The sequence below is a fragment of the Egicoccus sp. AB-alg2 genome, assembly GCF_041821065.1.
Taxonomy (GTDB): Bacteria; Actinomycetota; Nitriliruptoria; order Nitriliruptorales; family Nitriliruptoraceae; genus Egicoccus.
The window spans coordinates 189,232-212,775 of record NZ_JBGUAX010000005.1 but is presented as its reverse complement, the minus strand read 5'-3'; the positions used below and the strand labels follow the sequence as shown (position 1 = coordinate 212,775).

At 73.8% G+C, this 23,544-nt stretch carries 19 protein-coding genes; 11 read left to right on the top strand and 8 right to left on the bottom strand.

Annotation, left to right across the window (positions count from 1 at the left end; genetic code table 11):
- Nucleotides 1-324: 324 nt before the first annotated feature.
- The gene (locus tag ACERM0_RS10880; protein ID WP_373678616.1) at nucleotides 325-1,278 is read right to left on the bottom strand and encodes a DUF3152 domain-containing protein; all 954 of its coding nucleotides are present in this window, start codon (nucleotides 1,276-1,278) and stop codon (nucleotides 325-327) included.
- 345 nt (nucleotides 1,279-1,623) lie between these two features.
- Here ACERM0_RS10880 and ACERM0_RS10875 point away from each other — a divergent pair, with 345 nt between their 5' ends.
- From ACERM0_RS10875 to ACERM0_RS10865, 3 genes are read left to right on the top strand one after another with little or no spacing between them, the layout of a single operon-like run.
- Complete coding sequence (locus ACERM0_RS10875; protein WP_373678615.1) at nucleotides 1,624-3,042, top strand: uracil-xanthine permease family protein; 1,419 nt, start codon at nucleotides 1,624-1,626, stop codon at nucleotides 3,040-3,042.
- On the top strand, nucleotides 3,039-4,397 hold the full coding sequence (locus tag ACERM0_RS10870) for an MFS transporter (protein ID WP_373678614.1): 1,359 nt from the start codon (nucleotides 3,039-3,041) through the stop codon (nucleotides 4,395-4,397). The genes ACERM0_RS10875 and ACERM0_RS10870 overlap by 4 nt, the downstream gene beginning before the upstream one ends.
- A 35-nt stretch (nucleotides 4,398-4,432) precedes the next feature.
- Nucleotides 4,433-5,254, top strand: coding sequence for an aldo/keto reductase (locus ACERM0_RS10865; protein ID WP_373678613.1), 822 nt, complete (start codon nucleotides 4,433-4,435; stop codon nucleotides 5,252-5,254).
- An 18-nt stretch (nucleotides 5,255-5,272) separates the two neighbouring features.
- Here ACERM0_RS10865 and ACERM0_RS10860 read toward each other — a convergent pair whose 3' ends face one another.
- From ACERM0_RS10860 to pgsB, 5 genes are all read right to left on the bottom strand, one after another.
- Nucleotides 5,273-5,746, bottom strand: a complete 474-nt coding sequence (locus ACERM0_RS10860; RefSeq protein ID WP_373678612.1) for an aminoacyl-tRNA deacylase — start codon at nucleotides 5,744-5,746, stop codon at nucleotides 5,273-5,275.
- A 214-nt stretch (nucleotides 5,747-5,960) separates the two neighbouring features.
- Nucleotides 5,961-7,712: a gamma-glutamyltransferase family protein gene (locus ACERM0_RS10855; protein ID WP_373678611.1), complete on the bottom strand. Its 1,752-nt coding sequence runs from the start codon at nucleotides 7,710-7,712 to the stop codon at nucleotides 5,961-5,963.
- Nucleotides 7,712-8,896 carry a CapA family protein gene (locus tag ACERM0_RS10850; protein ID WP_373678610.1) on the bottom strand — a complete coding sequence of 395 codons (1,185 nt, stop codon included), beginning with the start codon at nucleotides 8,894-8,896 and terminating at the stop codon, nucleotides 7,712-7,714. Before ACERM0_RS10850 ends, ACERM0_RS10855 begins: the two co-directional genes overlap by 1 nt.
- 4 nt (nucleotides 8,897-8,900) lie before the next feature.
- Nucleotides 8,901-9,356, bottom strand: a complete 456-nt coding sequence (pgsC, locus tag ACERM0_RS10845) for a poly-gamma-glutamate biosynthesis protein PgsC (RefSeq protein WP_373678609.1) — start codon at nucleotides 9,354-9,356, stop codon at nucleotides 8,901-8,903.
- On the bottom strand, nucleotides 9,356-10,588 hold the full coding sequence (gene pgsB, locus ACERM0_RS10840) for a poly-gamma-glutamate synthase PgsB (RefSeq protein ID WP_373678608.1): 1,233 nt from the start codon (nucleotides 10,586-10,588) through the stop codon (nucleotides 9,356-9,358). The genes pgsC and pgsB overlap by 1 nt, the downstream gene beginning before the upstream one ends.
- A gap of 317 nt (nucleotides 10,589-10,905) precedes the next feature.
- On the opposite strand from pgsB, the gene ACERM0_RS10835 reads away from it, so the two are divergent.
- The 7 genes from ACERM0_RS10835 to ACERM0_RS10805 all read left to right on the top strand — a co-directional run bounded on the left by ACERM0_RS10835 (nucleotide 10,906) and on the right by ACERM0_RS10805 (nucleotide 18,012).
- Nucleotides 10,906-11,910 (top strand): C40 family peptidase, encoded by a 1,005-nt coding sequence (locus ACERM0_RS10835; RefSeq protein WP_373678607.1) that lies wholly within the window; start codon nucleotides 10,906-10,908, stop codon nucleotides 11,908-11,910.
- A gap of 63 nt (nucleotides 11,911-11,973) precedes the next feature.
- Entirely contained in the window at nucleotides 11,974-12,426 is a 453-nt protein-coding gene (locus ACERM0_RS10830; RefSeq protein WP_373678606.1) for a DnaJ domain-containing protein, read from the top strand.
- A 63-nt stretch (nucleotides 12,427-12,489) separates the two neighbouring features.
- Complete coding sequence (locus tag ACERM0_RS10825) at nucleotides 12,490-14,157, top strand: L-lactate permease (RefSeq protein ID WP_373678605.1); 1,668 nt, start codon at nucleotides 12,490-12,492, stop codon at nucleotides 14,155-14,157.
- An 85-nt stretch (nucleotides 14,158-14,242) separates the two neighbouring features.
- The gene (gnd, locus tag ACERM0_RS10820; RefSeq protein ID WP_373678604.1) at nucleotides 14,243-15,118 is read left to right on the top strand and encodes a phosphogluconate dehydrogenase (NAD(+)-dependent, decarboxylating); all 876 of its coding nucleotides are present in this window, start codon (nucleotides 14,243-14,245) and stop codon (nucleotides 15,116-15,118) included.
- Between the two features lie 4 nt (nucleotides 15,119-15,122).
- The gene (locus tag ACERM0_RS10815) at nucleotides 15,123-15,734 is read left to right on the top strand and encodes a shikimate kinase (RefSeq protein ID WP_373678603.1); all 612 of its coding nucleotides are present in this window, start codon (nucleotides 15,123-15,125) and stop codon (nucleotides 15,732-15,734) included.
- Nucleotides 15,731-16,609 (top strand): SMP-30/gluconolactonase/LRE family protein, encoded by an 879-nt coding sequence (locus ACERM0_RS10810; protein WP_373678602.1) that lies wholly within the window; start codon nucleotides 15,731-15,733, stop codon nucleotides 16,607-16,609. Before ACERM0_RS10815 ends, ACERM0_RS10810 begins: the two co-directional genes overlap by 4 nt.
- A gap of 95 nt (nucleotides 16,610-16,704) precedes the next feature.
- Nucleotides 16,705-18,012 (top strand): sulfotransferase, encoded by a 1,308-nt coding sequence (locus tag ACERM0_RS10805; RefSeq protein ID WP_373678601.1) that lies wholly within the window; start codon nucleotides 16,705-16,707, stop codon nucleotides 18,010-18,012.
- 32 nt (nucleotides 18,013-18,044) lie between these two features.
- Here ACERM0_RS10805 and ACERM0_RS10800 read toward each other — a convergent pair whose 3' ends face one another.
- Nucleotides 18,045-19,697, bottom strand: a complete 1,653-nt coding sequence (locus ACERM0_RS10800) for an amidase (RefSeq protein WP_373678600.1) — start codon at nucleotides 19,695-19,697, stop codon at nucleotides 18,045-18,047.
- Nucleotides 19,698-19,729: 32 nt separating this feature from the next.
- Between ACERM0_RS10800 and ACERM0_RS10795 the strand changes: the two genes are divergently transcribed.
- Entirely contained in the window at nucleotides 19,730-20,659 is a 930-nt protein-coding gene (locus ACERM0_RS10795; protein WP_373678599.1) for an NADP-dependent oxidoreductase, read from the top strand.
- Nucleotides 20,660-20,762: 103 nt separating this feature from the next.
- Here ACERM0_RS10795 and ACERM0_RS10790 read toward each other — a convergent pair whose 3' ends face one another.
- Complete coding sequence (locus ACERM0_RS10790; protein ID WP_373678598.1) at nucleotides 20,763-23,165, bottom strand: DUF6351 family protein; 2,403 nt, start codon at nucleotides 23,163-23,165, stop codon at nucleotides 20,763-20,765.
- Nucleotides 23,166-23,544 lie beyond the last annotated feature (379 nt).

Sequence of the window (23,544 nt, the reverse complement as noted above, 5' to 3'; positions counted from 1 at the left end):
AGACAAATCCGAGACAGCGGCATGGCACCTTCTCGTCGTCGCAAACGACCGCCGACCACGAAGGCTTGATCAGATGTCGCGTCTCAAGGCCCGCCTCACCGCCCTCTCCGTCTTCACCGCCATGGCGATGCTCGCCGCTTCGCCGGCTTTTGCCGGTGTCCGGAACCTCGGCCTGTAGGCCTTTTTCCGGTCGTCCCCTGTCCCAGACGACCGACTTCGAGAGGGCGACCGCTGGTCAGCGGTCGCGGCAGAACGCTCCACCCCCAACGTCCCAAGGGGTGGAGCGTTCTCTCGTCCGCGGCGAAAGGTCCGCAGAGCAGCTGATCAGCGCCGAATGGTCGTCAGCTGCCACCAGGTGACACAGTCCGTCGTTCGCCGCGAGGGTGTCGTTGCGGCCGGCGGTCGGCTCGGGCACAGCGGCGCACCACTCTCGTGGGCGGCGGCCGAGCGTCGACCGGAACCGCTCCCAACGGGCGGTCCGGTGCGCAGCCCGTCCAGGTCCGACTGGGCGACGACCCGCACGCGCCCGGCGGCGGCGCGCCGCTCCTCCAAGGCCTCGTCGTCGAGCAGCGCGCGCAGACGGCCGTCCTCGACCAGGACCGCCCCGGGACGCCCGGCCACCCGGACCACCTCGCCGTCGCGGAAGCCGTCCAGAACCTCGACGCCCAGCCGGTCGGCGAGCCGCGCGCGCTCGCGGTCGGTGGGGTAGGGGTTGGGCCGGCAACCCTGCAGGTCGATCGACTGCTGCTGCATCAGCGGAGCCGGCTCGCCGCGGCCGGGACAGTCGGCATGCCGGAAGTCCAGCCAGTGGCCGACCTCGTGGTTGACCACCATGCGGCGGTAGTCGGCCAGTGACGCGCCGGCCCTCCGCCACGCCGGCGTGCCGCGGTGCCAGCGGGCCCGGTTGATCACCACGTCGTCGTCGACCCGGCACGAGTAGTCGTGGCTGCAGATCGACCCGAACGACGGCAGGCGTCGCGGGCTCGCCAGCCAGAGCGTGAAGGCGGCGTCGTCGCAACTGGCCTGCTCGACGAAGCGCACGGTGCCGCCGAGGCTCCAGCCGCGGCGCTCGGCCAGGATTTGCTGCGCCTGGGCGGCGAAGGCCGCCCGCTCGACACGCGGCGCGCCCGCGACCCGGACGCAGTAGGGGTGCGTGACCGTCGACCTCGTCGTGGTCTGCTCGCCGTCGGGCGGCACCGCGGACGCGGCCGACGGCGCCACCGACACGACCAGCGCGACGGTCGCCGCCAGCAGGAGCAGACGGATGCCCTGGATCACCAGCCCTGCTCGTCCCGGTCCACCGGCCACGGCAGCCGGGGCGCGAAGCGACGGTAGCCGCCGGGAGGCGGAATCGTCGCCGACGCGACGGTTCTCGCCCGATCAGAGGCATCCGTCCTGGACCCGCCTCGACCGGGCGCGATCCGAAGTGTCGTGCGATGGGCGTCGAGTGTCCCGTGAGCCGACACCGGCGCGCGTCGCGACGGATGCCGGCACCCGTAGTTGGCGGAATCCACCGGAAGGTCCGGCAGAAGTTGCCATGCCCACGGCCGCCTGAACGGCTTACGGTGCCCGCACGCCGGACGGGAGACCGGCGCAAGCGGGGTCGCGAGCGAGGGAGTGCTCATGGTCGATCGAACACAGGTCGAGGTCCTCTACGACGTCGACGAGATGCCACCGCTGCGGGAGGCCGTACCACTGGGGCTGCAACACGTCCTGGTCATGGTCGCCAGCAACGTCACCATCCCCATCATCATCGCCGGCGTCGTCGGCGCGACGACCGGCGAGACCGCCTTCCTGGTCCAGGTCGCGCTGCTGGTCGCGGGCCTGACCACGCTGCTGCAGACCATCGGCGTGGGCCCCATCGGGGCCCGGCTGCCCGTGGTGCAGGGCACCAGCTTCGGCTTCCTGGTCATCGCCATCCCGCTGGCGTCGGAGTACGGCCTGTCGGCCGTCTTCGGCGGCGCGATCATCGCCGGCATCGTGCAGGTGGCCCTCGGGCTCACCCTGCGCTGGCTGAAGTCGCTGTTCCCGCCGCTGGTGAGCGGCATCGTCGTGCTGGTCATCGGTGTCGGGTTGCTGCCGGCCGGGATCAACCTCGCAGGCGGCGGCGCCGGCGCGGAGGACTTCGGCTCGGCGACCAACCTCACCCTGGCCGGCCTCGTCCTGCTCGTGACCCTGCTCGCCTATGCGCTCGGCCGCGGCATCGTCAGCGCCGCGTCCGTCCTCATCGGCCTGGTGGCCGGCTACCTCGTCGCCCTCCCGCTGGGCGCCGTGGACGCCAGCCAGATCGCGGAAGCGGCGTGGTTCTCGTTCCCACGACCGCTCGCGTTCGGGCTCAGCTTCCCCGCCGCGGCGGTGATCGGCATGAGCGTGATGGCGATCGCCACCTCGGTGGAGACCATCGGCGACCTCGCCGCCGTCACCAAGGGCGGCGCCGGTCGCGAGGTGACCGACCGGGAGCTGTCCGGCGGCGTCATGGCCGACGGCGTCGGCACCGCGTTCGCGTCGCTGTTCAGCGCGATGCCCAACACCTCGTTCAGCCAGAACGTCGGGCTGGTCGCCTTCACGGGCGTGATGAGCCGGCACGTCGTGTCGGTTGGTGCGGCGTTCCTGATCGTGGCCGGGTTCGTGCCCAAGCTGGCCGCCGTCATCGCGGCCATGCCGTCGGCCGTGCTCGGCGGGGCCGCGGTCGTGATGTTCGCCATGGTCGCCGCCGCCGGCATCCGGCTGATCGCCGAGTCGCGGCTCGACCGCCGTGACCTGCTCATCATCGCGGTCTCCGTCGGGGTGGGGCAGGGCATGGCCACCGTGCCGGACGTCGTCGCCATCGCGCCCGAGCAGCTGCGGGTGCTGCTGATCACCGGCATCGTCCCGGCCGGCTTCCTCGCCGTCCTGCTCAACATGATCCTGCCGGGACGCGATCGAGGGACCGACTCGCCGCTGGGTGCCACGATCGCGCCGGACGCCGCCATCCTCGCCGGCGAGGACGACACACCCTCGCGACGCCACACGGACGAGCCACCGCGCACACCCCAGCCGTGAGCGAGGCCACGCAGCGTCACCCGACGTGGGCACTGGCGCTCGGGCTGACGCTGCTGGTCGGGATCTTCCCGCAGTTCGCCATCGGGGCGCTCGGCCCCCAGTTGCAGGCCGACCTGCAGCTGGGGCCGAGCGACCTCGGGCTGGTCTTCGCCGGCCTGTACGCGATCGGCGTCTTCGGTTCGCCACTGGCGGGACCGCTCGTCGACCGCATCGGTGGGCGTCACAGCTGCCTCGGTCTCCTGGTGGTCGCCGGCGGGGCGCTGCTGCTGGCGTCGTTCGCGGGCTCCGGCGTCGGCCTGAGCCTGGCGATGTTGCCGGCCGGTGCCGCCATGGCGTTCGCCAACCCCGGCACGACCCGGTGGGCCTCGACAGCGGCCACCGCGCGGGCGCAGGCCAGGCTCGTCGGGATCGGCCAGGCCGGTGTGCAGGCGGGTGCCCTGGCGGCGGGCGCGCTGGCCGCCGCCAGCGCCGTCGGCCTGGACTGGCGCGCGACGCTGCGGATCGGTGCGCTGGTCGCGGCGGTAGGTGCCGTGCTCGCCTGGGCGTCCCCGAGCGACCATGCCCGCACGGGATCAACGTCCGCTCGGGCCGGCGATACGAAGGTCGGCCACGTAAGGGGTGGCCACGCGAGGGGCGGCCACGCGAGGGACGGCGGCGCGACGGCTGGCCAGCCAGGGGCCGGACGCGGCCCATCGCCGGCCGGCCGGCGGGTGCGTGTCGCGACGGATCCGGGCGTGCGCACGCGCCGGTCCCTGGCTGCGTACGCCCTGCTGATGGGCGGGGGCAGCGCGGTCGTGTTCGCCTACCTGCCCACCTTCGCCTCGGACGTCGGTGGGCTGTCGGTGTCAACGGCCGGGGCGACGGTGATGGTCTACGGCGGGACGGCGCTGGTGTGCCGCCTGCTGCTCGGGTTCGCGGTGCGCCGCCCGGACCGGCTGGCCGTGCCGCTGATGGTCGCCATGGCCGTCGGTTCGGCCACCGCCATCGTGCTGATGGCGGCCAGTGGCGCGGTGCCGGCGCTGCTGTGGGTCGGGGCCGTGCTGTTCGGCGCCACCGGCACCACGTGGCCGGCGGTGGCGTTCCTCGCCCTCGTCCGCGCCAGCCCGCCGGGCACGGCCGGTCGGACGACCGGCTGGGTCACCGCCGCCTTCTACCTCGCCCTCTGGGTCACCCCACCGGTCAGCGGCGCGCTGATCCCACGGCTGGGCTACTGGCCGGTGTGGGCCGGGGCCGCGACGATCGCGCTGTCCGCGGCGCTGCCGGCCGCCCGCGCCCGCCCCGGGCGACACGCTGCGGAGACCGGCCAGACGGCGGTCGGACGGCCGGTCGCCGACGAGGCCCGCGACGGGGCCTGACTTAGGGTCGGAGGCCGCACGCACCCGGAGGTGGCATGGAGCCGACGATCACGCTCGACGGTGGCCTGACGGTCCCGAAGCTCGGCTACGGCACCTGGCGGCTGTGGGGCCAGGACGCCTACGACGGCGTGCGCACCGCCCTGGACGTCGGCTACCGCCACGTCGACACGGCACAGGGCTACGACAACGAGGCCGAGGTGGGTCGCGCGATCGCCGACAGCGACGTCGACCGCGACGAGGTGTTCCTCACCACCAAGCTCAAGCCCAGCAACGCCGCAGCGGCCGACGTGCGCCGTTCGACCGAGCAGAGCCTGCGCGACCTCGGCGTCGACCGTGTCGACCTGCTCCTGCTGCACTGGCCGGCCGAGGACCACGCGCCGCTCGAAGAGACGATGCAGGCCATGACCGCACTGGTCGAGGACGGTCTGACCCGCGCCATCGGCGTGTCGAACTTCCCGTCGGCCATGCTGCGGCGGGCCTACGAGTTCGCCCCGCTGGTCACGGACCAGGTCGAGCACCACCCCTACCTCGCCGTCGACGCCATCGAGGAGGTGCTGCGCGAGCACGGCGGCTTCGTGACCGCCTACAGCCCCATCGCGCGTGGCGAGGTGGCTGACGACCCGACCCTCACCGAGATCGCGGACGCGCACGACGTGACCGCGACGCAGGTCACGCTGCGCTGGCTGATCCAGAAGCCCGGCACGGTCGCCATCCCGAAGTCGGGCAACCCGGAGCGCATCCGCACCAACTTCGACGTGTTCGGCTTCGAACTCAGCGACGAGGAGATGGCCCGGATCCGTGCGCTGGACCGTGGCCACCGGCTGGTCGCCCCGGCCGACGGCCCCGACTGGGACTGACCGTCGGCGGCAACGTCGTCAGGTGCTGACGGTCGCGACGTCGATGATCTCCGGCTGCACGAGGCGGACGTAGTCCGCGGTCGTCAGCGTGATCGTTTCCGTGTGCGAGCCGTCCCGGAACACCAGCTGCGGGCGTGCCCGCAAGTCCTCGTCGAGGAACGTTGGCACGCCGTACAGGTTCCCGAACGGTGGCTCGGCACCGGGTTCGCAGTCGTCGAACACCGACGTGAACTCGTCCTCGGTCGCCAGCCGGACGTCGTTGTGGCCGAGCACCTCGCTGACCCGCTCGAGGTCGACGACCTCCGCGCCCGGTACGACGACCATCGCGAGCTGGCCGCCGACCGACAGCAGCACCGGCTTCGCGACGTCGTAGCCGCTGATGCCTTCCGCGTCGGCCAGGCGCTGCGCCGTGACCGCCCGCGGGTGCGTCTGCACCTCGAACTCGACGCCGTTGCTCTCCAGCAGGGCGTGCAACTTCTCCGCCGCCATCATGCTCCCTCCCGTGTACCCCGAGCGTGAAGGGGCGAGGCGGCCGCGTCAACGGCGGCGCGCGGCTCAGGCCACCAGCCGGCGCAACCATCGCGCCACGGGCCGTGCAGCGGGGTCTGACGGCAGCGCGGCCGCGAGTGCCATCACCCGGGCGTGGGCGGCGGGCCAGTCGGCGCTGGGGCGCACCGCTGCCCGCCTGTGACACGCCGGGCGCCGATCAGCCGCCGGCGCTGGCCCAGCTCCCGGCGCGGCGCGCGTCGGCCACCCCGTCGATGGTGCCGGCGTCCCAATCGATCTCGAGGACCTGCACGCCGCCGAAGTACTCGGTCGTGGGCACGTCGGTCGTGACCTCGTAGCCGCGCTGCTGCAGGGCCTGTCGCTCGCCGTCCGAGACGGCCTCCTCCAGCTCCAGCCGGCGGGCCTCGAGGTGGAAGCGGGGGGCGACGACGGCGTCGTCCAGCGGCTCGTCCAGCGCCGCCCAGCGCACCAGCACCTGGGCGACGATGTTCGGGATGCGCCGGCCGCCGGGCGAGCCCAGCCCGAGCACCGGGCGGCCGTCGTCCAGCACGATCGTCGGCGTGATGAAGCTGCGGGGACGCTTGCCCGGGGCGGTGTGGTTGATCGAGTCCGGCTCGGGATCGAAGTTCTTGAGCTGGTCGTTGAGGAAGAACCCCGACACCGGTAGGCCGGAGCCGAAGAAGTTGCTGAGCGTGTTGGTCATGGACACCATCGTGCCCTGCCGGTCGACGACGACCACCTGGGTCGTGTCGGTCTCCAGCGACAGGACGTCCTCCTCGTCCTCGACCGGCGCGAAGCCGTCGTCGGGGATGCGCTCGGCCAGCGCGTCGGTGTACTCGCGCGACAGCAGGCGGTCGAGGTCGACGTCCTCCTGGCTCGGGTCGCCGATGTAGGTGCTGCGCTGGTCGTTGGCCAGCCGCCACGCCTGCGCCATGAGATGGATCCCCTCGGCGCTGCGCGGGTCGACGTCGGCGACACCGCTGGTCTCCGCGATCTGCAGCAGCTGGACCAGCGGCGGACCGCTGACCGGCGCGCCGCCGGAGACGATCTCGTAGCCGGCGAAGCTGCCGACCGCCGGTTCGAGCTCGAGCACCTCGTAGTCGTCGAAGTCGTCGAGCTCGAGACCGTTGACGGCGTCGACGATCGCCTGGGCGAGCTCGCCGCGGTACATCACGTCCGAGCCCTGCTCCTGGATCAGCCGCAGGGCCTGCGCGTACTCGGGCTGGCGCAAGGTCTCGCCGGCGGCAATCGCGGTGCCGTCGGGGAACAACCGCGGCAGCAGGTGGATCGGCATGCGGTGGGCCGCACCGCGCATCCGCTCGTTGAGGTACTGGTCCACCTCGACGCCGTCCTCGGCGAGACGCGCCGCGTACTCGATGAGGTCGGCCAGTTCCACGGTGCCGTGGTCGTCGTGGATCACCTCCATGCCCGCGACGAAGCCGGGCACGCCGATGTCCGAGGCGGGCAGCTCGCCGCTCAGGGGCGTGATCTCCCGGTAGTCGTAGTAGCTCGGGGGACCGTCGGCCGGCTGGATCAGCATCGCGCCGCCGCCGCCGATGCCGGAGCCGAACGGCTCGGCCACGCCCAGCGCGTAGGCGACGGCGATCGCGGCGTCGACGGCGTTGCCGCCGCCCTCCAGCACCTGCATCCCGACGTCGACCGCGTCAGGGTGGCTCGCGCTGACGCCGTACTCCGCGAGCAGCGGCTCAGCCGCCGGTTCCTCGGTCTCCTCGTCGGCCCCCGTTGGTGCCTCGTCGCGGTCGGCACGGCGCTGCAGTTCGACCGGGTCGCGGTCCTCGACCGGCCCCGGGTCGTCCTCGATCTCGGTCAGTTCCTGGTCGAGGAACTCGGCGCGTTCCTGGCGGTCGCGCGGCTGGTTGTAGATCGCCACGCCGATCATGCCCAGCACGACGACGACGGACAGGACGTAGTTGAGCCACCGGTCGGTCATCACGAGCCGGCCCCTCCCAGCGCCCCGGAGTGGTCGATCTCGGTCACCAGCATCCCGTCCTCGCGTGTCCACTCCAGGCCACCGCCGGTCAGCCGCTGGAAGATGCGGGCACGCCGGTAGTCCGCCAGCGGCCCGGCCAGCGGCCGCGGCGCGCCTTCACGTACCTCGACGGGCACGAACTCCACGCGGGCGCGGCCGTCCTGACCCAGCTGGTAGCGCACGACCGCCGACTCGCGTGTGCGCGACCAGCCCTGGTCGAACACGAAGTTGCCGAGGCTGTACATCACCAACGTGTCGCCGATCCGTTCCACCGACTGCAGCACGTGGGGATGGTGGCCGATCACGATGTCGGCCCCGGCCGCGGCCGCCATCTGCGCCAGCTCGCGCTGGTCACGGTTGGCCGCGAAGCCGTATTCCGTGCCCCAGTGGAAGTGGGTGACGACCAGGTCCGCGTTGGCGGCCGCCTCGCGGATCAACCGTCCGGTCCGGTCCGGTTCGGCCGACAGCACGCCGCCCTGGAAGGCCAGCGCCACGAACCCGACCACGTAGGCGTCACTGAACGACAGCGTCGCCACGGTCAGGTCGCCGACCTCCTGGTACTCGATCTCCAGCGCGTCCTGCAGGGTCTCGCCGGCGCCGACCGACGCCAACCCGACGTCGTCCAACGCGGCGATCGTCTCGCGCAGCCCCGGGATGCCATGGTCCATGGCGTGGTTGTTGGCCAGCGCCAGGGTCGTGAACCCCGCGTCCGCGAGGGCCTGCGCGGCCCGCCGGTCGCTGGCGAGGTGGATGAGCTTGTCGGCGTCCGGCAGTGCGTCGGGATCCGCGGCGATCACCTGCTCGAGGTTGCCGGTCACGTAGTCGGCGCCGTCGAACAGCGGCGTGACGTCCTCCAGCAGCCAGTCGTGGCCGCGGCGCTCGGCCACCTTCGCGACGTGACGGCCGAACATCAGGTCGCCGACCATGACGCCACGGAACAGTGCCGTGTCGTCCAGCGGCGCCGCGGCGGCGGCCTCGCCCTCGAGCCAGCCGCCGCCGTGGACCAGCCCGACGAGCAGGGCCGTGACCACCAGCGCGACGAGCGAGTCGCGTCCCGCCGTGCGTGACTGGCGGCGCAACCGGCGCTGCAGGCGACCCCGGAAGGTGGTCGCCGGCGCGTCGACCGGGGGAGCGGTGTCGGTCATGGCCTCAAGCCATCACGAGGTTGACCGCGAACACCAGCAGGAACGTCACGCCCGCCAGCAGCAGCGTGGAGATGAGCGTGTGCGGCAGGCCCTGGCGGGCGATCGAGTTGGCGACCAGCCCGGGGACGATGACGCCGATGCCGCGGAACTCGTACACCTCGAACGGCAGCGCGGGATACAGGTAGTCGAACAGCAGCTTCAGCAGGATCCCGACGCCGAGCATCGCGACGAACCGTCGGCGGCCGTAGAGGATCACCCACTTCGACACGCCGAAGTGCACGATCGTGAAGGTCGCGAAGCTGATCAGGAAGATCGCCCCGACGAACAACACCTGGTCCAGCACCAGGGCGAGGTAGCCGGGGACGACCATGCCCGCCGGGATCACGCCCGTGCGCTCGGCGTAGACGAGGCTGACGACCACGCCGATCACGAGGGAGAGGTAGAGCTCGGTTCCGAACATCAGGCGACTCCGCGGTCGGTCGTCGGGTCGATGGCGAGACGCTCGAGGGCGGCGACCAGCTCGGCCCCGCCGCCGTGGAGGTTCCCGACGCCGTAGACGATCCGGCGCGTCAGCTGGCCGTCGAGCGCCTGGATCACCTGCTCGGCATCCTGGCCCGTGAGGTCACGCACGTCGCCGGCGCCGATCGCCCCGGATTCGGCCGCCCGCAGGATCGGCCGGGTCTGCTCGCCGGTCACGACCAGCGTGTCGATCGGCAGGTGCGGCAGCACGTCGGTGGCGAACAGCTGGGTGCGGCCCATCCGGTCGGCGCGGCAGTTGACGATCACGGTCAGCTCGTCCGAGGGCAGGGCCCGGTCGTGGATGTGTTCCCACACCGCCAACGTCGAGGTGGGGTCGTTGGCCGCGAACCCGTTGACGAACCAGGCCGGCTCGTCCGGGTCGCCGACCGGGGTGATCCGCATCGCGAACGGGTCGGAGGGAGCGGCGCGCATGCCGCGCAGCGCCGCCTCGTCGGGGATGCCGAGCTCGCGCGTGATCGCCAGCACCAGCGCCACGTGGTCGGGCAGGACGAGGTAGCCGTAGCCGGCCAGCTGGTCCTCGGTGACCGCCTCCGGTTCGGCGACGAGCAGCTTGGCGCCACGTTCGTCGGCCACCCGCCGGTAGGTGTCGAGGTGGCGTTCGGGCGTGACCACGACCGTCTGGCCCGCCGGGATGCTCTCGGCGAGGACCTCGGCGACGTCCTCCACCGTCGGGCCCATCTCGTCGAGGTGGTCGTCGAGGGCGTTGCAGATCACCAGCAGGTTCACGTCCAGCAGGTCGCGGTGGAACGTGAGCTGGTACTCGGGATCGACCGCCATGCACTCGATGACCATGGCGTCGGCCCCCTCGCGCACCGCACGCCGGGTGACCTGGCGCTGCTCGCCGATGTTGGGCCCCTCGGGCCGGCGACGGACGTCCTCCTCCGTGCCGTTCCAGCCGAACAGCAGCTTGGGTTCGGTCCCGGTCGTCTTGCCGAGCGGCCGCAGACCTCCCTCGGCCAACGCGCCCGTGAGCAGGCGGGTGACGGTGGACTTGCCGCGGCTGCCGTTGATGCTGATCCGCAACGGGACGCGGTCCAGCCGGGCCTGGTTGCGCCGCCGCTCCCACAGGCCGAGGAGGAGCAGCAGCACGAGGCCGGCAGCGACGACGATCGTGACGACGTCGTCGGACGACGACAGGGGTAGATCCTCCACGGGCGCTGCTGCTCTCCGGTCCGTGCGGGCCTCCCCCTGACAGGCCGCGCTGGTGTCCACGGTGCGTGACCCTACGTGGTCGGCACCGGATCCCTGGTCGGCCGACCCTGACCGTCCGGGAGGCGCCCGCGGCCGCACGTGGCCGATCGTGGGTGATGGGCGCGTTCGCTGACGTTGCGCGTCTGTTGCGAAGTCGCCGGACGTCTGTACCTTCGGTCACGTCCGACGGGCCGGATCCGGCGACACGCCGACGGCCGTCCGCTCCTCGACCGCGCGATGCCGGCGCGGTGTCCCCCCATGCCTTCTCGGAGCCCGTGTTGCGCGTCCACCTGCTGCTGCCCGCTGCCGTCGTCGCCCTCGCTGCCACCACCGTCGCCGCCGTCGGCGTCCGCGCACCTGACGCCGGTGCCGACACCGCGACGGCGACCCCCGTGTTGGCCGAGGCCGTCCGCGCGACGGCCGCCGCCGGCATCGACCTCGACGTCGACGTGGCGCGGCACGACCACCCGCCACGCAGCGTGGTCACCGACCCCGACGGCGCCTGGCTCGCCACCTTCACCGACGGCGCGCACACGGTCGCCGTCGCCGGCGAGGAGCGCACCTTCGACGAGCCGTCCGCCGATGCCGGCGTGACCACCGACGTGTGGGTCCGCCTGCTCGACGCGCCCTTCGACGGCGACGTCGACCTCGCCTGGCTCCGGGCCGCGCTCGACGACCGTGAGCCCGACGTGCTGGAGATCGCCACCGAGTACTTCGAGGGTGCGCCCGACGTCCGCGACGAGGACGGGGCGCTGATCGCGGGCGAGGCCGAGTACGGCCCGCTGCTGCCCGACGGCTGGCGGCCGGTCGGCGCCGACTGGCACGACTTCCCGGGCGTCGACGCGACCTACGGCAGCAAGGTCGACCCGGCCGACCCGGAGGAGTACCGGGCCCTCGACTGCTCCGGCTACGTCCGGATCGTCTACGGGTTCCGGCTGGGGCTGCCCCTGACGCTGCGGCCCGACGGGGGCGCATCGCTGCCGCGCCGCTCGTTCGAGCAGGCCGCCGAGGCACCTGGCGTGGTGCCCATCGCCGACGGCGAGCTCGACGAGGCCCGCCTGCAGACCGGCGACCTGGTGTTCTTCGACGCGCCGGACGACGGCGACGACCGCATCGACCACGTCGGCATCCACCTCGGCGTGGACGACGACGGCCACCACCGCTTCATCCACTCGCGCCGGTCCTCCAACGGCCCGACGCTGGGCGGAGACGCGCAAGGTCCGTCGATCCTCGACGGCGAGGACTACTTTGCCCGCGGCTTCGTGTCGACGCGCCGCCTCTGACGCCCGCGCCGCCCGAAGCGGGGCACGCCCGGCCGGCACGCGGTCGGGCACAAGGGGACGAGCATGCACGGGGCGACGGACGATCCTCATCACACGCTGGGCGTGTCACCGGAGGCGACCGCGGAGCAGATCACGGCCGCCTACCGGCAACTCGTCCGGCAGGAGCACCCGGACCTGCACCCGCACGACTCCGCCGCCGAACGGGCCGCCCGTCACCAGCGCGTGGCCGCCATCACGGCTGCCTACCGGATGCTGAACGATCCGGCCGAACTGCAGCGCTGGCAGCGGCTGCAGGAGCGTCGTCGGCCCGACGCCGCCGGTGACCAGCCGGGCCGGCGGGGCGTCCATTTCACGGCGGCGAACCCGCGTGCCGGCGGCGGGATCGAGCCGGCGCCCGGGGATCCGGACTTCGACTACCGGCGGCGGGCTCCGAGCGAGTTCGACGTCGACGACCGGCCCGGCGGCGTGCCGTGGAGCGCCAGGCCGCGGCGCCGGTCGCGGTGGCGTCGCCGCTGACCGGACGGGCCGCGGCGGGCCGCCGGCTGCTTGGCTGGTGGCGGGTCGAACCGAAGGAGTCCTGTGGCCGCGCTGCTGGCGGGCGTCCCGATCCTGGTCGTGCTCGTGCTGATGGTGGGCCGCCGGTGGGCGGCGTCGCGGGCCGGTCTGGTCGGTGCCGCCCTCGCGCTGCTGATCGCCGTCACGGCATTCGACTTCGGCCGGGGCGTGCCCGCGGAGGCGCCCGGTGCGGGCGCCTACCTCGGCACCTTCGGCGAGGCGCTGTTCACCTCCGCGACCATCCTCTGGATCGTCGTCCCCGCGTTGGCCATCCACCACCTGCAGGTCGCCACCGGCGCCACCGACCGGCTGCGGCTGGCGCTGGCCGGCCTGGCCGCCGACCCGCGCCTGTTCGCGCTGCTGATCGGCTGGTTCTTCGCGCTGTTCGTCGAGGGCGCGGCCGGCTTCGGTGCGTCGGTGGCGCTGGCCGCACCATTCCTGGTCGGGGTCGGCTACCGGCCGCTGGACGCCGTGGTGGTGGCGATGCTGGGTCACGCCATCGGCGTGTCGTTCGGCGCCATCGGCACGCCTGTCGTCCCGCAGGTGGCCGCGACCGGTCTCACCGGGCGGGAGATCGCCGCGGCCACCGCGTCGCTGCACCTCGCCGCCGGCTGGCTGCTGCTGGCGGTGTTGGTGGTCGTCGCGTCGCGGGCGCTGGGTCGGGCGCCACGCGGCGCCATCTGGGGCTGGGCGCTGCTGGCAGGGGCCGCGTTCCTGGTGCCCTACTGGCTGATCGCGACCTTCGTCGGCCCGGAGCTGCCGACGCTGGGCGGCTCGCTGATCGGCATCGCCGTCTTCGTCGCCGTGCTGAAGCTGGTCGGTGGTGGCGCCGCGCGCCCGGCCGGAGCGCCGCCCGTCGAGGTGCCCGGTGCGTCAACGGCAGCGCCCGCCCCGCCGATCGAACGGCCGGCCCGCGGCGCGCAGACGAGGGCCGAGCCCGTCCGCGGCGGCAAGGCGGTGCACGGTAGGGAGCCGACACCGCACGGCGGGGCGGTGACGGCGCCGCCCACGGCGTCGGAGTTGGCGCGCGCCGCGGCCCCCTACCTGGTCCTCGTCGTCCTGGTGCTGCTGACCCGACTGGTGCCCGCGATCCGCGACCCGCTGGTGAGCGTGGAGCTGGCCTGGGAGCTGCCGGGCGGATTCGCGGGGGTGTTCCGGCCGCTCAGCCACCCCGGCACGCTGCTGGCGGTGTCGTTCCTCGGCGGGGCCGTCCTGCAGCGGGTCGGCGGCGCCGCCGTCGTCCGGGCGCTGCGCACCACCCTCGCCCAGCTCGGTGGCGTGACCGTCGCCCTGGTCGCGATGCTGTCGCTGGCCCGGATCATGGTCCACGCCGGCATGACGCAGTCGCTGGCCGAGGCCGCGGCGGCCGCGGCCGGTGGCACCTGGCCGCTGCTGGCGCCGCTGGTCGGCGTGCTGGGCACGTTCGTGACCGGCTCGGCCACGGCGTCGAACGTGCTGTTCACCGACCTGCAGGTCGCGACGGCCGACGCGCTCGAGTTGCCGCTGACCCCGATGGTCGCCGCGCAGGGCTACGGCGCCGCCGTCGGCAACATCGTCTGCCCCCACAACATCGTCGCGGCCGGCGCGACCGTCGGGCTGACCGGCGCCGAGGGCGAGGTGCTGCGGCGCACCATGACCCCCGCGCTGGCGTATGCCGTCATCGGCGGCCTGCTGGTGCTGCTGCTGACCTGACCGCCCGGATTCCGCGGAGTAGCGTGCTGGCAGGCCGCGGCCGCGGCCGGGCGCGGGAGCCGCGCAGGACCGGAGAGCAGCACACGTGACGACGCTGGGCATGGTCGGACTCGGACGCATGGGCGGCAACATGACGCGTCGCCTGCGCGACCGCGGCATCGAGGTGGTCGCCTACGACCGCGACCCGGACGTGGCGGAGGTCGCCGACCTCGACGCGCTGGTGGCCGCCCTGCCGACGCCGCGGCTGGTCTGGCTCATGCTGCCGGCCGGTGACCCCACCCAGCAGGCGATCGACGCGCTCGCCACGCGTTTGGACCCGGGTGACACGGTCGTCGACGGCGGCAACGCCAACTGGCGCACCACCGTCGCCCGGGCCGAGGAGCTCGCCCTGAGCGGCGTCCACCTCGTCGACGTCGGTGTGTCCGGCGGGGTGTGGGGCTACGACGAGGGCTACGCGTTGATGGTCGGTGGCGAGCCCGACGCCATCGCGCGGTTGCGGCCGGTGTTCGAGGCGCTGCGCCCGGCCGAGGGCGGCTTCTCGCACGCCGGGCCGGTCGGCGCCGGTCACTACGCGAAGATGATCCACAACGGCATCGAGTACGGGATGATGCAGGCCTTCGCCGAGGGCATCGAGCTGCTCGAGGCCGGCGGTCCCGACGGGATCGACCTCGTCGAGGTGGTGCGTGGCTGGCAGCACGGCAGCGTGGTGCGCTCGTGGCTGCTCGACCTGCTGGTCCGGGCGCTGGAGGACGAGGACACCTTCGCCAGGATCCGCGGCTGGGCCGAGGACTCCGGCGAGGGCCGCTGGACCGTCGAAGAGGCGATCGCCACCGCCACGCCCGCGCCCGTCATCACCGCCGCGCTGTACGCCCGCTTCGCCTCCCGCCAGGACGACCCGCTGGCGATGCGGGTCGTCGCCGCCCTGCGCCAGCAGTTCGGCGGCCACGCCGTGCGGTCGTGACCCGGTGACGGGGGACCGGCCACGCGACGACGCCGGACGCACCGGGCGTCCGCAGGCCGGCCGGTCGCACCTCGTGCTGCTCGGGATGATGGGGGCCGGCAAGACCACCACGGGGCGGGCGCTGGCGGACCGGCTCGGCTGGCCGCTGCGCGACGGCGACGCCGACCTCGAGGCCCGCACCGGCCTGACGGGCGCGCAGGTGGCCGCCCGTCACGGCGTCGAGCACCTGCACCACCTCGAGGAGGAGGTGCTGCTGGACGCGCTCGCCGCCGGGACACCGAACGTCGTCGCCGCCGCCGGCTGGGTGGTCGAGTCGGCCCGGTGCCGGCAGGCGCTGCGCGAGCGGGCGACCGTGGTGTGGCTCGACGTCCCGGTCGCCGACCTGATCCGGCGCATGGCTGCCGGTGACCACCGACGGCCCCTGGACGTCGACGCCGCCGACGCGCTGCTGGTACGCCGCCGCGCCCGCTTCGTCGAGGTGGCCGACCTGCACCTCGACGCCCGTGCGCCCACCGCCGACCTGGTCGAGCGCATTCTCGCCGCCATCGCCGGAACCGCCGACCGTGGAGGTGTCGCCGACCGTGGAAGTGGCGCTGCCGAGGAGGACCGGCCATGACCGGCACGCTCACCGCGGCCGTCGTCGACGACCACCGTGCCCGCCTCGGCGAGGGGCTGTGGTGGGACGCGCCTCGTGAGCGGCTGCTGTTCGTCGACCTCGAGCGTGGCCGGGTACTCGCGCACCGGCCCGGCACCGGCCACAGTGACGTCCTGCTCGACCACGACGACGTCGTCACCGCCGTGCTGCCGGACCGCGACGGCCGGCTGGTGCTGGGGCTGCGCGACGGGCTCGGTGTCTGGGACGAGAGCGCCGGAGACGCGCCGCGGCTGGTCGTCCCGCTGCAGGCCGACGACGCCCGCCTCCGGGTCAACGACGCGACCGTCACCCCCGATGGCGCCGTCCTGGCCGGCACCATGCACCTCGACGACGAGCGGGCGGGCGCCCGCCTGCACCGCGTGGACGGCCGCGGGACGCGGGTGCTCCGCGACGGGCTGACGATCAGCAACGGGCTCGGGTTCTCGCCGGACAGGACGATCCTCTACCACGCCGACACGCCCACCGGCCGGGTCGACGCGCTGACGCTCGGACGCGACGGCGAGGTGGCGTCGGTCGCCCGCTTCGTGCGGATCCCGGACGACGCCGGGATGCCCGACGGGCTGTGCGTCGACGCCGAGGGCGGGGTGTGGATCGCGCTGTACGGCGGGGGAGCGGTGCGGCGCTACCTGCCGGACGGCGCCCTGGACACGGTCGTCGAGGTACCGGCGTCGCACACGACCAGCTGTGCGTTCGGTGATCGCGACCTGGACACCCTGTTCGTCACCACCGGCGGGGCGGGCGAGGAGGGCGGGGAGGGCGCCGACACCGGCGGGCTCTTCGCCGTCGCGCCCGGCGTTCGTGGTCTGTCCGTGCCGCCGGTGGCGCTGTCGCTGTAGCCGACCGAGGCCCGGCCGTCCGGCCCTCCTGGCGTCTCGGTCGGGTGACCATGTCGCGGTAGCGTCGCCGGGTCGGCGACGACCAGGAGTTCCGCGTGCTGCTGCAGGAGCAGGCGCTCGCCACGGCGGCGGTGGACCACCGGCTGGCGGCGCTACGCGAGCGCCGTGCCCGCCATGCCGAGCCGGCCCTCTGCGACGAGGTCCGCGACCTGGTGGTCGTGTGCTCCAGCTCGCGCAGCGGTTCGTCGCTGCTGGGGGAGCTGCTGCGCCGCAGCCCGGAGCTCGTCACCACCTCGGCGGAGACGAACCCGCAGTTCGTCGTCCCGGTCCTGGGGCGGGGTCCGGACCTGCTCGCGGATCCGTCGCCGGTCTGCGCGGCCGGCGCCGGTCGCGAGGTCGTGCGCAGCGAACTCTCGCTGGACCTCGGCGCTGCCGCGCCACCGACCGCGCCGCCATCGGGCCACGACCTCGAGGTGTTCGCCGACCACGTCGCCTGGCGGCTCACCATGCAGTGGCCGCGGGAGCCGATCGATCCCGAGCACGTCCGCGCCGTCGTCGCCGACCTCGGCGTCCCGGAGCAGGTGGACGCGGCCTGGTTCGGCCGGCTCCTGTCCGTGCTCCGGACCTCGTACCCCTCGCTGGACGCGCGCCGCTACGACCTGCCGGCCGAGCAGCTGCCCGAGGGTGCCGTACCGGCGGACGAGGAGGCGCCGGCTGCCGAGCCGATCGTGGAGATGGCGCCGTTCGTGCTGCCGCGCCGTTGGCGTGCGGCCACGCCCGCCGAGGTGCGCACCCGCCCGGTCGTGCTCGTCACGCCCCGCAACGCGTTCCGGCTGCCGCTGCTCGCGTCGCTGTTCCCGGCGGCACGGCTGCGCGTCGTGCACCTGGTCCGCAACCCGGCGGCCGCGGTCAACGGCCTGCGCGCCGGCTGGTTGCACCCCGACTTCGTGGCGTGCCGGCTGCCGGAGCTGGACCTGGACGGCTACGACGTGCCACCGGCCCGTCGTGACGAGTGGTCCTTCGACCTGCCGCCGCACTGGCGTGAGCTGACCGGCCGTCCGCTGGTCGAGGTCTGCGCCGAGCAGTGGCGCAGCGCCAACGAGGCCACCATCGCCGCGGCGGCCGACCTCGACGCCGAGCGTCACGTCGTGCGCTTCGAGGACGTCGTCGGCAGCCCGCGCCGCCGGGCCGCCGCGCTGGGGGCCTTGGCGGACCACCTCGGCATCGCTGCCGCGCCGCTGGTGGACCACCACCGCCTGCCGGTCGTCATGGCCACCGAGGCGCCGCGGCCCGGCCGCTGGCGCGACAACGCGGCCCACCTCGACCCGGTGCTCCGCGACCCGGCCGTGCGCGCCATGGCACGGCGACTGGGCTACGGCGCCGACCCGGCCGGTTGGCACTGACGCACGCAGGCGGCGTGCGCGGCGGCGTGTCCTCAGAATCCGGGCGGTGGCCGGAACCCACCGGTGAGGTCGGCGAGCAGCGAGGCGACCCGCAGCGTCGTGCGGTCGGCGAAGGGCCGCCCCACGACCTGGACGCCGACGGGCAACCCGGCGGGTGACGTCCCGACCGGCACGACGGTGGACGGCAGCCGCGCCAGACCGACGACGGTCGTCCACACGAGCTGGTCGAGGTAGGGGCGTGGCCGGCCGTCGACCTCGATGGTCTGCGCCACCCGGTGGTCGAACTCGTCGACCTGCTCCGTGTCCGTGTCGGCGGGGTAGGCGACCACCGGCGTGACCGGGCACAGCACGACGTCGACGCGGTCGAACAACCTCTCCCACCCGCGCTGCAGTCGCCGGCGGTCGGCGTCGAGGTGCAGCCAGTCGCGGTGGGGCATGGCCGCGGCGCGGGCCCGACGGGCGAGGCGGCCGGGGTCGTCGGCGTCGGCGTGCTCGGCCCGCCGCCGCTGTTGCTCGAATTGCTCGTTGGACAGGGAGGCGCTGGACGCCGCGACCCACAGGTCGAACCCGACCCGTTCGGCCTCGCGCAGCCGCCACGGCGGCCGGGCGCGCCGGTCGACGCGCGCGCCGGCGTCCGCCAGCGCGTCACCCGCGGCGTCGATGGCGTCGCGCACGGCCGTGTCGACGGGGGCGTCCTCGTCGTCGCTCCAGACCGCCACGCGCAGGTCCGCCGGCCCGTCCACGGCCGACGACGGCAGCGACACGCGCCAGCCGCGGCCGCTCAGCTCGTCCGGTCCGGCCAGGACGTCCAGCGCCAGCGCGAGGTCCTCGGCGGCGCGGCTCATCGGTCCGACGGCCATGAGGTCCTCCTGGGCCTCGAGGTCGTCGGGCGGGATCGCCGGAAGGTGGCCGCGCGCGGGCACGATCCCGTGGGTCGGGTAGTGGCCGTAGACGCCGCAGAAGGCCGCCGGCTGCCGGATCGAGCCGCCGAGGTCGCTGCCCAGCTCCAGGGGCGTGAGCCCGACCGCCAGCGCGGCCGCCGCGCCGCCGGAGGAGCCGCCGGTCGTGCGCGAACGGTCCCACGGGTTGCGGGTGACGCCGACAAGCGGGTTGGCGGTCTCCTGTCCGCTGACGCCCGGCGGGCAACTGGTCTTGCCGACGACGATCGCGCCGGCGGCCCGTAGTCGGGCCACGGCCGCCGCATCCTGGTCGGGGACGTGTTCCGCCAGCTCCTCCAGTCCCGCGGTGGTGCGCAGACCGGCGGTCGCGAACGCGTCCTTCACGGTCATCGGCAGCCCGTGCAGCGGGCCGCGCACCTCGCCTCGCCGGCGTGCCGCGTCGCGCTCGTCGGCCTGCCGGCGGGCCTCGTCGCCATCGACCGTGACTAGGGCGTGCAGACGCGGATCGAGGGCCTCGATGCGCTGCAGGTGCAGGTCGACCAGTTCGCGGCTGCTCACCTGGCCGTCGTCCAGCAGTGCCAGCAGCCGCGTCGCCGGCTCGAAGTGCAGATCCGTCACACCACCACCCCCGTCGCGCACCGGCTCGGCGAGTCCGACCGGCACGTCCGGCTCGGCGAGACGAGCCGGCGCGTCCGAGTCGGCGAGCCTACGAAGCGCCGAGGGCCACGCGTCCACGTCACCCCGGCCGTGCGGCTGGCCGCCGGCGCCGCCCACGGCGCCTTCCATGGTGGGCGACCCCGACGCGAGAGGAACCGTCCATGCGCGCTGCCGTCATCGACGAGTACGGCGGACCGGAGCAGCTGCAGGTCCGCGAGGTCGAAGACCCCCGGGTCGGCCCCGACTACGTGCTCGTCCGCGTGCACGCCGCCAGCCTCAACCCGGTCGACTACAAGATCGTCGCCGGCAACCTCGACGCCGCCTTCCCGGTGGTGTGGCCGCTGATCCCCGGCTGGGACGTCGCGGGCGAGGTGATCGGCACGGGACCTGCCGTCCGGCACGTCGAGGTGGGTCAGCCCGTGTACGGCTACGCCCGCAAGGACCTCGTCGGCACGGGCAGCTGGGCCGAGCAGGTGGCCCTGCCCGCGCGCGCCGTCGCACCGGCGCCGGCCGACCTCGACCCGGTCGCGGCGAGCTGCCTGCCGCTGGCCGGCATGACCGCCTGGCAGGCGCTCGTCGAGGACCTCGAGGTGGGCCGCGGCGACACGCTGCTGATCCACGCCGCCACCGGCGGGGTCGGCCACCTCGCCACGCAGATCGCCCTGGCCCGCGGCGCCCGCGTGATCGGCACCTGCAGCGAACCCAACCACGACTTCCTGCGGGAGTTGGGCGGCGAGCCGGTCAGCTACGGCGAGGGCCTGGCCGAGCGGGTCCGCGAGGTCGCCCCGGACGGCGTCGACGCGGTCGCGGACTTCGCCGGCGGTGGCGCCCTGGACGCCAGCGACGAGGTACTGGGCACCCCCGAACGGGTCGTCAGCATCCTCGACCCGCAGGCGGCGAAGGAGCGCGGCGGGACGTACGTGTTCGTGCGGCCCGACGTGGACCACCTCGCGGCGCTCGCCGAACTGGCCGACGCCGGTCAGCTCATGCCGCACGTGCAGTCCGTCCACGACCTCGAGGCGGTCCGCGACGCGGTCGAGGAGGCCAGCGGCGGCAAGGTGCGCGGCAAGGTCGTGCTGCGCGTCCCGTGAGTCATCGGGACCCGACCGCAGCACGTGCGCAGTGCCTCGTCGGCGAGAGGGCCGGGCCCGGCGGAGCGAGTCGCTCCGCCGGCCCGTCGCGTGACGGCGTGGCTCAGCCGCGGATCGGCGGCCGGCCGTAGTCGCACACGCCCTGCGGGAACGTGCGCTCGAGCCGGGCGAGCTGTGCCGCGGTGAACTCCGCGGCGCGTTCGCCGTAGGTGCCGTCGGTCAGCGCCTGCGCCAGCGGCTTCGTCTCGCACTTGAAGACGTCACCGTCGATCGGCGCGCCCGCCTCGATCCGCGAGGTGGTGTAGGTCGGGAACGCCTGGGTGCAGGCGCCGTCCGGCCCGTCGTCGAGGATCCCGGCCCACACGTCCTCGCCGGACGCGATCAGCGAGCCGTCGGTGGCGAAGCAGGAGTCGACCGCCCGGTCGGGACGGTTGGCGGCCACGCCGGCCTGCGGGTTCGCGGCGATGTTCGCCATCCACTCGTCGATCACCTCGAAGGCCATCGGCGTCTGGTCGAACGCGGCCTGCGGGCGCGCGTCGGTGAACCACACCACGAGGTTGTCCGCGTCACCGTCGGCCGCCAGCATCCGCTGGCGCACCGCGAACGACTGGTGGCTGTTGTGCATGTCGAGCTCGTGCTCGAGGTACGGACGCCAGTCGATGATCGGGATGTCGATGTCGCCGCGGTACACCATGCCGGAGCTGTGGGCGCGCTCGATGGCGAGCACGTCGCCCTCGCGGCGCGGGGCCACGTCACCGGCCATCTCGATGGTGTTGCGGCGCGACCACGGGTCGAAGTTGGTCGGCGTCGGGCTGCTGGTCGTGAACGGGAAGCCCTCCTGCACCATCTCCGAGGTCGGCTTCCAGCCACCCACCGTCGCGTTGAGGTTCACGAACTCGTCGGCGGTGATGACCCCGTCGACGAACGCCCGCAGGCCGTACTGCACGCCGACGTTGTCCCACGGCACGCGGGCGTAGCCGGACGCGTCGGTGCCGTAGATGTTCACCAGGTCGGCCCAGTGGGTCCACTCGACGCCACTGATGTCCTGCGCGAGCGTGTCCAGCCCACCGACGTTGGTGAAGGTCGGGTTCATCGCCAGCGGCAGCAGCCCCTGCCAGCCCTTGCGGCACTCGCCCTGCCCGGACAGCAGCGGCGAGTCGGCCGCCCGGTCGATCAGCGGGATGCCGAACGCCTGGTAGGCCTGGGCGAGGCCGTTGTAGCTGTTGATGCTGCCCGACGACCAGTTCCGGGGGTGGTCGGTGACGTGCAGGCCCTGCAGCGCCTGCCGGTAGGCCGGTTGGCGCCACTTCGGGTTGCCCTTGTCGACCACGTCCATGAAGTACTCGAGCAGTTCGCAGTCGCCGACGTGGATGGTCTGCGTGACCATGTCCGGGTAGCTGTACTGCGGCACCAGGGCGTCGAGGAGGCCCGGGTGGTTCTGCGCGTAGACGTACTGCTGGATCGCGCCGCCGGACCCGCCGACACCGACCGTGTAGTCCGGCACGCCGTACTGGACGACGAACTTCTCCTTCAGCATCAGCGCGGTCTCGCCGCCGAGCTGCAGGTTGTAGTGGGTGTTGGTGCGCAGGCCGGTGGAGTTCACGACGGCGTAGCCCTTGGCCAGGGCGTGGTCGAGCAGTTGGGCGCCCTCGCTGGCGCTGCCCTGCGTGCGGCCGATGGCGACGCCGCCCTGCAGGCTGAACACGAGCCGGTCGTTCCACACCGGCTCGTCCGGTGCGGCCGGGTCGACCAGCGTCGCGATCGAGTAGATGAAGCGGTTGCTGGTGCCGCGCTCGCGGCGGACCAGGAACGGCACCTCGTCGGGCCCGTCCAGCACGCTGGCCGTCGCGATGTCGGACGGCAGCGGCGAGCCGGGGGTCCAGGACGACCAGCCGCCGCCGGTGGTCCGGTAGCGCCAGTCGACGACCGTCTCCGCGCTGCAGTTCTTCGACCAGCGGCCACCCACCGGGACGCCGATGCCGTCGTCGTTGTCGGCCAGCGGCTGGCCCAGGCCGTTCTGCTGGGTGCGGCACACGAAGGGCTGCTGGTGGGGTCCGGAGAAGATCGGGCCCTCGGCCGGATGGTTGACCAGGGTCACCTCGTCGCGCCAGCGGTCGTGGCCGACGCGGGCGTTGCCGCGGCCCTTCACGGCCTCGGCGACCAGGACGTTCTCGCCCAGCGTCATGCCGTCGACGACGCCTTCGAGGCCGCCGTCGACGGCCGTGAACGCGTCGGTCACGTCGGTGTCGCCGAGGCGGACGCGCACGTCTGCGGCCTTGACGCTCGGCGGCAGCGTCACGGCGACGCGGGCGTCACCGCCGCTGACCTGGTCCGGCGCCGACGACAGCACCTCGATGCCGAGCTCCTTGACCTGACCCGGCGCCGCGCCCGGTGCGGCGTCGGCCACCTGTGGCAGCACCGCGACGGCCAGCGTCGCGGCCGCCAGCGCGGCGATGGTGCGGCGGACGACGCGTGGCGTCGACCCCGCGAGCGTGCGGGTGTGCATACCGGTTCCCTCTCCCGTTCGTGGCGGCACCCGGCGGTGACGACCACGCCCCTCGAACGGCGCCGCTCCCGACGGCGCCCGGCCGGCACCCTAGACGGTTGATACGTCCCGGTACGGGTAAGCGCGGACCGCGCAGGGTGGGGTAGGTCCGGGGAGAAGGGAGCAGGCCGCCCCGGGGAGAGTGGCCGGGGCGGCCTGGGCAGATCCGCGCCTGTCACGTGGCTGGGAGACCCACGACGCAGATCCGGGTCGCGACGACGCTGTCGTTCGCGCTACCCCCGACGCTACGGGTGTCCGCCGCCGCGCAGTAGGGGCGTCGTCCCCTGCCCGACGGGACCGTGGACCCGCAGCCACGATTGGGCAGCCCGCCGAGGGTCTT

Coding starts and splice junctions, on each gene's coding strand:
- ACERM0_RS10875 (WP_373678615.1), top strand. CDS start 1,624: ATGGTCGATCGAACACAGGTCGAGGTCCTCTACGACGTCGACGAGATG.
- ACERM0_RS10865 (WP_373678613.1), top strand. CDS start 4,433: ATGGAGCCGACGATCACGCTCGACGGTGGCCTGACGGTCCCGAAGCTC.
- ACERM0_RS10860 (WP_373678612.1), bottom strand. CDS start 5,746: ATGATGGCGGCGGAGAAGTTGCACGCCCTGCTGGAGAGCAACGGCGTC.
- ACERM0_RS10855 (WP_373678611.1), bottom strand. CDS start 7,712: ATGACCGACCGGTGGCTCAACTACGTCCTGTCCGTCGTCGTCGTGCTG.
- ACERM0_RS10850 (WP_373678610.1), bottom strand. CDS start 8,896: ATGACCGACACCGCTCCCCCGGTCGACGCGCCGGCGACCACCTTCCGG.
- pgsC (WP_373678609.1), bottom strand. CDS start 9,356: ATGTTCGGAACCGAGCTCTACCTCTCCCTCGTGATCGGCGTGGTCGTC.
- ACERM0_RS10830 (WP_373678606.1), top strand. CDS start 11,974: ATGCACGGGGCGACGGACGATCCTCATCACACGCTGGGCGTGTCACCG.
- ACERM0_RS10810 (WP_373678602.1), top strand. CDS start 15,731: ATGACCGGCACGCTCACCGCGGCCGTCGTCGACGACCACCGTGCCCGC.
- ACERM0_RS10800 (WP_373678600.1), bottom strand. CDS start 19,697: ATGGAAGGCGCCGTGGGCGGCGCCGGCGGCCAGCCGCACGGCCGGGGT.
- ACERM0_RS10795 (WP_373678599.1), top strand. CDS start 19,730: ATGCGCGCTGCCGTCATCGACGAGTACGGCGGACCGGAGCAGCTGCAG.
- ACERM0_RS10790 (WP_373678598.1), bottom strand. CDS start 23,165: ATGCACACCCGCACGCTCGCGGGGTCGACGCCACGCGTCGTCCGCCGC.